This window comes from Dactylosporangium sp. NPDC006015 (assembly GCF_040614215.1).
Classification (GTDB): Bacteria; Actinomycetota; Actinomycetes; order Mycobacteriales; family Micromonosporaceae; genus Dactylosporangium; species Dactylosporangium maewongense.
In genome coordinates, this window is sequence record NZ_JBEXUD010000005.1 from 271,819 (window position 1) to 281,089 (window position 9,271).

Below are 9,271 nucleotides of genomic sequence, written 5' to 3' on the forward strand. Positions count from 1 at the left end.
GGCCTGCGCGCAGCGTCTTGTCGGTGATCTCGCCGGTGGGAGCCCCGCGCGCTGGCTGACCGTCATCCAATGGGCGCGGCACAGTGCCATTGGTGAGCCATGCGGCGGCGGCCTCGGCCCTGGCCACCCCGATGGGGGTTGTCCGGCGCTGCGCGCGGTTGCGTGGTCGCTCGCGTGCTCTGGATCGGGTGCGGGTCGGGGCTGCTGATGGAGGCGGGCGAGGTCGGCGCCGTCGTCCCCGGCCGCATCGGGGAAGCCCGCGTCGCCGTGCACGGCGAGCACGGTGTCCTCGGTCAGGTTCGACCGTCCACTGTGGCGGAACGACTCCGTCCCGGCCGCCGCGGCAGCCGCGAAGTGCGGCCCTCCAGCGGCCTCGTTGAGTGCTTGCGGCAGGAAGTGCCAAGTGTCTTTCGAAAACTATGGTGGATTCTGTTTGATTAGTGGGCACATGTGAGCTGTTCCGTTCGGGAATGTTTCATGTTACGTTCCCGGAACCTGGGCCCTACCCAAGCCCGTCGATGCCCGCCACAACGCTCGCTGCCAGCGCGCGGCCGATCGCCAACCGGCCGCGGGCCGGTTCCGCGTGCTCTTTCCCGCCAGAAGGAGTTCGATGCGCCATCTCCTCGCCCGCACACTGGCCGTCCTGACCGTCGTCGCCGGGGGGCTGGTGGCGTCGGGTGCGCCGGCCTCGGCCGTCGTGCCGAAGACGCCGCCGCTGACGACGCCGTGGACCAGCCAGGTGTCCACGACGAACCCGCTGCCCGAGTACCCGCGGCCGCAGATGACCCGCAACGAGTGGCAGCCGCTCAACGGGGAGTGGGAGTTCCTGAACCCCGCCACCGACGGCGCCGGCAACGTGAACCGCTACGCGGCGCCGCCGCTGGGGCAGACGCTGCCGGAGCGGATCCTGGTGCCGTTCCCGGTCGAGTCGGCGCTGTCCGGCATCATGCGCAACGACAACCGTGACCTGATGTTCTACCGGCGGACGTTCACCGTGCCGGCCGGGTGGAACGGGCGGCGCGTCCAGCTGCACTTCGGCGCCGTGGACTACGAGGCCACCGTGTGGGTCAACGGGGTGCAGGTCACCACCCACAAGGGCGGCTACGACCGCTTCGAGGTCGACATCACGCCGCAGCTCAACGGCGGTAACAACGAGATCGTCGTGCGGGTGTACGACCCGACCGACGGCCGCGGCGAGAAGCAGCCGATCGGCAAGCAGACCAACAGCCCGAGCGGCATCTTCTACACGCCGACGTCCGGGATCTGGCAGACGGTGTGGCTGGAGCCGACGCCGGTGTCGTCGATCTACTCCGTCGACATCTACGCCAACCTGGCCAACAACACCGCGCGGGTCAGGGTCTTCACCCGCGGCAACGTCACGGGGCACACCGTCTTCGCCGAGGCGATGAACGGCACGACCGTCGTCGGCAGCGCGACCGGCGGGTTCACCGAGTTCAGCGTGCCGGTGCCGAACGCGCGCCGGTGGTCGCCGGACGACCCGTTCCTGTACAACCTGCGGGTCTCGCTGCGCAACAGCGCCGGCGCGACCGTGGACCAGGTCGTGAGCTACTTCGGGATGCGGGAGATCGGCAAGAAGCTGGTCAACGGCGTGCTCCGCCCGACCCTCAACGGCGAGTTCATCTTCCAGGCCGGCACGCTCGACCAGGGCTTCTGGCCCGACGGGCTCTACACCGCGCCGACCGACGCCGCGCTCGCCTCCGACCTGCAGAAGCACAAGGACCTCGGGTTCAACATGGTCCGCAAGCACATCAAGGTCGAGCCCGCGCGCTGGTACTACCATGCCGACCGCCTGGGCCTGCTGGTGTGGCAGGACATCTCGTCGACGCAGGCGTTCGACGCGAACCGGACGCCGGCGCAGATCGCCGAGCTGGAGTCCGAGGCGCGCGAGATCATCGACGAGCACCGGTTCTCGCCGGCGGTCGTCACCTATGTACCGTTCAACGAGGGCTGGGGCGAGTGGAACCTCGCCGACACCCAGCGGATCACCACGGACCTGAAGAACTACGACCCGACCCGCCTGGTGAACCCGCACAGTGGCTACAACTGCTGCGCGTCCAAGGGCGACCCCGGTACCGGCGACATCATCGACTGGCACATCTACACCGGTCCTGACGCCCCGCTGCCGTCATCGACCCGCGTCTCGGTCCTCGGCGAGTTCGGCGGGATCGGCCTGCGCACGCCCGGGCACGAGTGGAGCCCGGACGGGCAGTTCTTCGCGTACGAGCAGGTGTTCAGCAACGCGCAGCTCAACGACCGGTTCACCGGCATGATCCGCGACACGCAGGCGCTCATGACGACGCGGGGCCTGTCGGCGTACGTGTACACCGAGATCACCGACGTCGAGGGCGAGTACAACGGGCTGCTCACCTACGACCGGCGGATCCAGAAGGTCGACACCAACCTGGTCCGCGCCGCGAACACCAACCTCATCAACGCGTCGAAGAACCTGAACGCGGCCGTGCCGATGACCCTCGGGCACGTCAGGTCGTTCCAGGTGACCACGGCCGGGCTGACGAACCGCTACCTGAGGCACTCGAACAGCTTCGCCCGCACCGACGTGCTCAGCTCGGCGAGCGCCGACGGGGCGCGGCAGGACGCGTCGTTCCGCACGGTGGCCGGCCTGGCCGACCCGCGGTGCTACTCGTTCGAGTCCGTGAACTTCCCCGGCCAGTACCTGCGGCACGCCAACCTCCGCGTCCGCATCGACCCCAACACGGGCGGCAGCTTCGCCGCGGACGCGACCTGGTGCAGCCGGCCCGGGCTGGCGGCGGGCGGCACGTCGTTCGAGTCGTACAACTTCCCCGGCTCGTACATGCGCCACTACGCCGACAACGTCTACCTGGCGCGCAGCGGCGGCGCCAACGCGTGGGACACCGCGTCCGGCTTCGCCGCCGACGCGACCTGGAACACGGCGAACCCGGCGCTGTGGCGCAGCTCGGTGCAGCTGCAGACCGACGTGCGCAAGTCGCTGCAGGTCACCACGTGGGGCTTCACCGACCGCTACCTGCGGCACTCGGACAGCCTCGCCTACACCGAGATCGTGAACGGCGGCAGCAGCGCACTGCTGAAGGCCGACGCCACGTACACGGTGCGGCGCGGGCTGGCCGACTCGTCGTGCTACTCGTTCGAGTCGGTGAACTTCCCCGGCCAGTTCCTGCGGCACGCCGACAGCCGGGTCCGCAACTCGGTGAACGACGGCTCGGCGCTGTTCCTCGCCGACGCCACGTTCTGCGCCCGCCCGGGCATCGGCGGCACCGGCGTCACGTTCGAGTCGATCAACATCCCCGGCTCGTACCTGCGGCACTTCGAGTCGCAGGTGTACATCTCCGCCGGCAACGGCACCGGGTTCCAGCGGCCGCAGGCGCTCAGCGCCGACAGCAGCTGGAACCTGGCCGCACCGTGGGCCCCGTGACGCCCTAGGCGTTGAGGCCCGCGATGGTGGCGGAGAGGGCGGCGTCCTTCTCCGCCACCATCGCGCGCAGCGACTCCTGGAAGTCACGGACCTTCGCCAGCAGCTCGGGATCGCCGACGGCGAGGATGCGGGCGGCCATCAGCCCGGCGTTGCGGGCGCCGCCGATCGCCATGGTGGCGACGGGGATGCCGGCCGGCATCTGCACGATCGACATCAACGAGTCCATGCCGTCGAGGTATTTCAGCGGTACCGGCACCCCGATGACCGGCAGGGGAGTGGCGGAGGCGACCATGCCCGGCAGGTGCGCCGCGCCGCCGGCCCCCGCGATGATGACCTTCAGCCCGCGGGCGACGGCCTCGCCGGCGTAGTCGAGCATCAGGTGCGGCGTGCGGTGGGCGGAGACGACCCGTACCTCATAGGACACGCCGAACTCGTCCAGCGCCTCGGCGGCGAGCCGCATCACGGGCCAGTCGGAGTCGCTGCCCATGATGATGCCGACGTCGGTCAATGCACATACCCTTCTTCGAGGATCCGGGCGGCCCGGGCGGCGCGCCGGCGGCAGTCTTCCATGTCGTCGCCGAGGACCGTCACGTGGCCGATCTTGCGCCCGGGCCGGACCTGCTTGCCGTACAGGTGGACCTTGGCGCCGGGCTCCTCGGCGAACAGGTGGTGCAGCCGCTCGTCGATCGGCATCCCGCCGGGCGCGCCGCCGAGCACGTTGGCCATCACGACCGCGGGGGCGGTGAGCCTGGTGTCACCCATCGGGTAGTCGAGCACGGCCCGCAGGTGCTGCTCGAACTGCGAGGTCCTGGCGCCCTCGATCGTCCAGTGCGCGGAGTTGTGCGGGCGCATCGCCAGCTCGTTGACCAGGATCTTCCCGGTCGTCGTCTCGAACAACTCCACGGCGAGCACGCCGACCACCCCGAGCCGGGTGGCGATGTCGATGGCGAGCCGCTGCGCCTCGACCGCCACGTCCTCGTCGAGCCCGGGCGCCGGCGCGAGCACCTCGACGCAGATGCCGTCCTGCTGCACGGTCTCGACCACCGGGTAGGCGGCCACCTGGCCGAGCGGCGACCTGGCGACGACGGCGGCGAGCTCCCGCTTGAGCTGGACGCGTTCCTCGCCGATCAGCCCCTCCACGTCCGGGATGTCGGCGACCGAGTGGGCGACGAAGACGCCGCGGCCGTCGTAGCCACCCGTGGCGGTCTTGACGATGATCGGCCAGCCGACCTCGTCGCCGAACTGCTGGAGGTCGCCGTCCGTCCAGCGGGGCACGGGGAAGCCGAGCTCCGCGAGGTGGGCGCGCATGTCGCGCTTGTTCTGGGCGTACCGGAGGGCGTCGGCCCCCGGCAGCAGCGTGACACCCTCCGCGGCGAGCGTGCGGATCAGGTCGCCGGGCACGTGCTCGTGGTCGAAGGTGACCACGTCGCACCCCTTCGCGAACGCCCGCACCGCGTCGATGTCATCGTGCCGGCCGATGACGACGTCGGCGGCGACGAGCGCGGCCCCGTCGTCGGCGGAGACGGCGAGCACCCGGAGCGACTGTCCGAGGGCGATGGCGGCCTGGTGGGTCATGCGGGCCAGCTGGCCGCCGCCCACCATGCCCACGACGGGGAGTCCGGTTCGCGAGTCCATAGGCTGGTGAGCCTAGCGTTTTCCGGTCGCGGCACCCGAGTCCCGGGCGCCGCGACCGGCACGGATCACACCGGCGGGCACTCCCGGCGGTGCCCGGCGCGGATCACACCGACGGGCCCTGCTTGCGGAGCTCGTCGACCTGGGTCATGGCCTGGCGGAGCTCGGCCAGCCACGACTCGGCGTGCTGGCCGACGAGGGCGACGCACCAGGCCAGCGCCTCCGAGCGGGACCGGGCCACGCCGGAGTCCACAAGGGTGTCCAGGACCTGCCGCTCGGCCTGCCGCAGCCGGGTCATGACCGGCGCGGAGAACGTGGTGAACAGCTCCCGATTCTCGCCGACCCGCACGCCCCACGCGACCTTGCGCTGGTAGCGCCGCTCCAGCTGCTGGGCGATGCCGATCCGCTGGTCGCGGGTGGTCTCCCGGAACCCGGCGATGCGGCCCTGCTCGGCGGCGGACCGGTCGGCGTCGGTCGCGTCGTCGGGGAGGGGCGGGTCGCTGAGCCGGCCGACGATGGTGATCTCGTCGCGGTCGATGGTGATCTCGGCGGGTCCGGTGAACCAGCCGTCGGGCAGCGCGCCGCCGATCCAGGCGGGCGCGTCGGTGGCGGGCGGGGGCTCGCTGCGCGGACCGCCGCCGCGGCCCCATTCTCCTCGTCGCATCTGCTTACTCCCTTACTCACTTGCTCTTGCAACGCTGATTACATGATTACACCGTTACAAGAGCATGCCAAAGGAGGGCGTGTTCGCCCTGAGGGGAACGGCGCTCCTAGCCGAGGCCTGAGACCAGGTCCTCCAGCTCGGTGACCGGCGCGTCGCAGACGAAGCCGCGGCAGATGTACGCCGTGGGCCGGCCGTCCCGCAGCATCCGGCTCTCCAGCAGCGGCACCCCCGGCGTGTCCGGCGGGCCGGCGACGACCACCGCGCCGGGCGGGGCGTGCCACCAGGCGGCGGTGACGAGCGGGTCGTGGCGGTCCTGGGTGGCGATCGCGATCTCGTACGGGCCGGACAGCAGCGCCTCGCCGACCGCGCACGCGTAACCGGTGAACCGGCCGTGGGTGGCCGCCACCATCGCGACCGTGGCCAGGGCGCGCTCCGCCGCCTCCCGCTTCGCGACGTCCGCCGTCAGCGCCGAGTAGGCGACGAGCGCCGCCGCGATCGCCGACAGGCCGGACGGCGTCGCGTTGTCGGTCACGTCGGCGGGGCGGCTGACCAGCTGCTCCGCGTCGTCGGCAGTGTCGAAGAAGCCGCCGGCCGGGTCGGCGAACCGCTCCAGGGCCACGTCGAGGAGCCGGCCCGCGAGGGTCAGCCACTCGCCGTCGCCGGTCGCCTGGTGCACCGCGCAGAACGCCTCCGCGACGGCGCCGTAGTCCTCCAGGACGCCGGCCGGAGCGCCGGCGACGCCGTCGCGCGACACCCGCCGCAGGCGGCCGTCGACGAGGTGGGTCTCCGCCAGATACCGCGCGGTGTCCACGGCGAGCTGGACGGCCTGCTGGTCGCCGTACACCTGGCCGAACTCGATCAGCGCGGTGATGGCCAGCCCGTTCCACGCCGCGACGATCTTGCCGTCGCGGCTGGGCTGCGGCCGGGTGTCCCTGGCCTCCAGCAGGCGCCGCTTGATGTCGAGCCAGCGCTCCAGGTTGATCGGGTCCTCCGGCAGCTGCAGCACCGACGCGCCGTGCTCGAACGTGCCGTCGGCGGTCACCTCCAGCAGGTAGCGCGCCCACGCGCCGTCGATCTCGCCGAGCACCTCGTCGATCTGCTTCGGTGTCCACACATACGTGAGGCCCTCGACGCCGTCGGTGTCGGCGTCCAGCGCCGAGATGAACCCGTGGCCGTCGTGCAGGTCGCGGCGCAGGAAGTCGGCGACCTCCCCGGCCACCCGCCGCGCGGTGCCGCCGCCGGCGATGCGGTCGAGCTGCACATACGTCCGCAGCAGCAGCGCGTTGTCGTAGAGCATCTTCTCGAAGTGCGGCACCGTCCACGTCTCGTCCACCGAGTACCGCGCGAAGCCGCCGGCGAGCTGGTCATACATCCCGCCCCGGGCCATCCGCTCGGCCGTGTACCGCACGATGCCCAGCACCTCGTCGTCGTGGGTGCGCTGGTAGTGCCGCAGCAGGAACAGCAGGTTCATGTGCGGGGGGAACTTGGGCGCCCCGCCGAACCCGCCGTGCTCCTTGTCGTAGGCCTTCACGAGGCTCTGCGCGGCCGCGTCGAGGACGCCCTCGTGCATCGGGCCGGCGGGTGGCTTCGCGGCGACCTGCCTGATCGCGTCGACCACCGCCGCGCTCTGTTGGAGCACCGCGTCGCGCTGGGTCCGCCAGGCGTCCGACACGGCGTGGACGAGCCGCTGGAACGCGTCCCGCGGGAAGTAGGTGCCGCAGTAGAACGGCTCCCCGTCGGGCGTGGCGAACACCGTCATCGGCCAGCCGCCCTGCCCGGTCATCGCCTGCGTCGCCGTCATGTACACCGCGTCGACGTCCGGCCGCTCCTCCCGGTCCACCTTCACCGGCACCGTCAGCTCGTTGACCAGCGCAGCGACGCCCTCGTGCTCGAACGACTCGTGCGCCATCACATGACACCAGTGGCACGCCGCGTAGCCGACGGAGATGAGCACAGGAACGTCCCGGCGTCGTGCCTCCTCGAACGCCTCCGGCGACCACTGCCACCAGTCGACCGGGTTGTCCTTGTGCTGCTGCAGATACGGCGAGGTCGCGTCGGCGAGACGGTTGGCCATGCCTCAACCCTACGATCCGACCGCGGAGCCGCGGCCGCGCCGGGTGTACGGTGAGCCTGGAAGGTCCGGCCACGCTCATCCCCAGGCGCCGAGCCCACCGACGAAAGGTGGACGCGCGGTGACCACGTCCTTCGGGCTGCTCAGCACGTATCCGCCGACCCAGAGCGGCGTTGCCGCGTTCGCCGGTGCGCTCAGCACCGCGCTGGCCGCCACGCCCGGCGTCGAGCGGGTCGAGGTCGTCCGGGCCGTCGACTCGCCGACCTTCACCGACCGGCCCGAGGTGATCGCGCACCTCCTCACGGGCGCCGACGGCGCGGCCGAGGTGGCCGCCGCCGCGCTCGACCGGCACGACGCCGTCGTCGTCAACCACGACTACGGCATCTTCGGCGGCAGCGACGGCGACACGGTGCTCGAGGTGCTGCGCCGGCTCCGGGCGCCCAGCATCGTCGTGCTGCACACAGTGCTGCGCCGGCCGAGCCAGCACCAGCGGTGGGTACTGGAGACGGTGGCGTCCCTCGCCGGCGCCGTCGTCGTGACCACCGAGGCGGCCCGGGCCCGCCTGCACGAGACCTGCACCGTCGACCCGGCGAAGGTCCACCTGGTGCCGCACGGCGCCCTGGTGCGGCCGGCGATCCGCACGGTCAGCTCGTCGGGTGAGCCGATGGTGCTCACGTGGGGGCTGCTCGCGCCGGGCAAGGGCGTCGAGTGGGCGATCGCCGGGATGCGGGAGGTGCGGCACCTGTCGCCGCGCCCCCGGCTCGTGATCTCCGGCCAGACCCACCCCAAGGTCCTCGCGGAGGAGGGCGAGTCCTACCGGCTGGGCCTCTACAAGAAGGTCCGTGCCTTCGGTGTGGCGGAGCTCGTCCGGTTCGAGCGCTCGTACGCCGACCCGGCGGTGCTCGCCCGCCTGGTCGACCGCGCCGACGTCGTCGTCCTGCCCTACGACTCGACCGAGCAGGTGTCCTCCGGGGTGCTGCACGAGGCGGTCGCGGCCGGCAAGCCCGTCGTCGCGACCCCGTTCCCGCACGCCGTGGATCTGCTCGGCTCCGGCGCGGGCCTGCTCGTGCCGCACCGCGACGGCGCCGCCGTCGGTGCCGCGCTCAAGCGCGTCCTCACCGACCCCGACCTGGCCGCCGGCATGCGGGCCGAAGGGCTGCGCCGCACCGCCGGCGCCGACTGGGCCACCGTCGCCACCCGCTACACCGCGCTGGCCGCCGACCTGATCGTCAGCTCTCGTCGATGACGCCACGGCGCCGGGCTCGGCTGTGACGCCGCGCACGTCGGCCGGGGTCCTGCCGTGGTCGGTCGCGAACAGGAACGGCCGCCCTGATCGTCAGCTCTCGTTGATGACCGTCACGGCGCCGGGCTCGACCGTGACGCCGCGCACGTCGGCCGGGGTCCTGCCGTGGTCGGTCGCGAACAGGAACGGCCGCCCTGATCGTCAGCTCTCGTTGATGACCGTCACGGC

Annotated in this window: 6 protein-coding genes; 2 read left to right on the top strand and 4 right to left on the bottom strand. The window is 71.7% G+C overall.

Going from position 1 to position 9,271, the window contains the following annotated elements:
- Positions 1-610: 610 nt before the first annotated feature.
- Positions 611-3,433, top strand: coding sequence for an AbfB domain-containing protein (locus tag ABZ321_RS11885; RefSeq protein WP_354890880.1), 2,823 nt, complete (start codon positions 611-613; stop codon positions 3,431-3,433).
- A 4-nt stretch (positions 3,434-3,437) separates the two neighbouring features.
- Here ABZ321_RS11885 and purE read toward each other — a convergent pair whose 3' ends face one another.
- The 4 genes from purE to ABZ321_RS11905 all read right to left on the bottom strand — a co-directional run bounded on the left by purE (position 3,438) and on the right by ABZ321_RS11905 (position 7,803).
- Complete coding sequence (purE, locus tag ABZ321_RS11890) at positions 3,438-3,941, bottom strand: 5-(carboxyamino)imidazole ribonucleotide mutase (protein ID WP_344501692.1); 504 nt, start codon at positions 3,939-3,941, stop codon at positions 3,438-3,440.
- Positions 3,938-5,068, bottom strand: a complete 1,131-nt coding sequence (locus ABZ321_RS11895) for a 5-(carboxyamino)imidazole ribonucleotide synthase (RefSeq protein ID WP_344501691.1) — start codon at positions 5,066-5,068, stop codon at positions 3,938-3,940. The genes purE and ABZ321_RS11895 overlap by 4 nt, the downstream gene beginning before the upstream one ends.
- A gap of 103 nt (positions 5,069-5,171) precedes the next feature.
- Complete coding sequence (locus ABZ321_RS11900; RefSeq protein WP_344501690.1) at positions 5,172-5,729, bottom strand: hypothetical protein; 558 nt, start codon at positions 5,727-5,729, stop codon at positions 5,172-5,174.
- A gap of 106 nt (positions 5,730-5,835) precedes the next feature.
- Positions 5,836-7,803, bottom strand: coding sequence for a thioredoxin domain-containing protein (locus ABZ321_RS11905; protein WP_344501689.1), 1,968 nt, complete (start codon positions 7,801-7,803; stop codon positions 5,836-5,838).
- Positions 7,804-7,921: 118 nt separating this feature from the next.
- Between ABZ321_RS11905 and ABZ321_RS11910 the strand changes: the two genes are divergently transcribed.
- Positions 7,922-9,046, top strand: a complete 1,125-nt coding sequence (locus tag ABZ321_RS11910; RefSeq protein WP_354890881.1) for a glycosyltransferase — start codon at positions 7,922-7,924, stop codon at positions 9,044-9,046.
- Positions 9,047-9,271 lie beyond the last annotated feature (225 nt).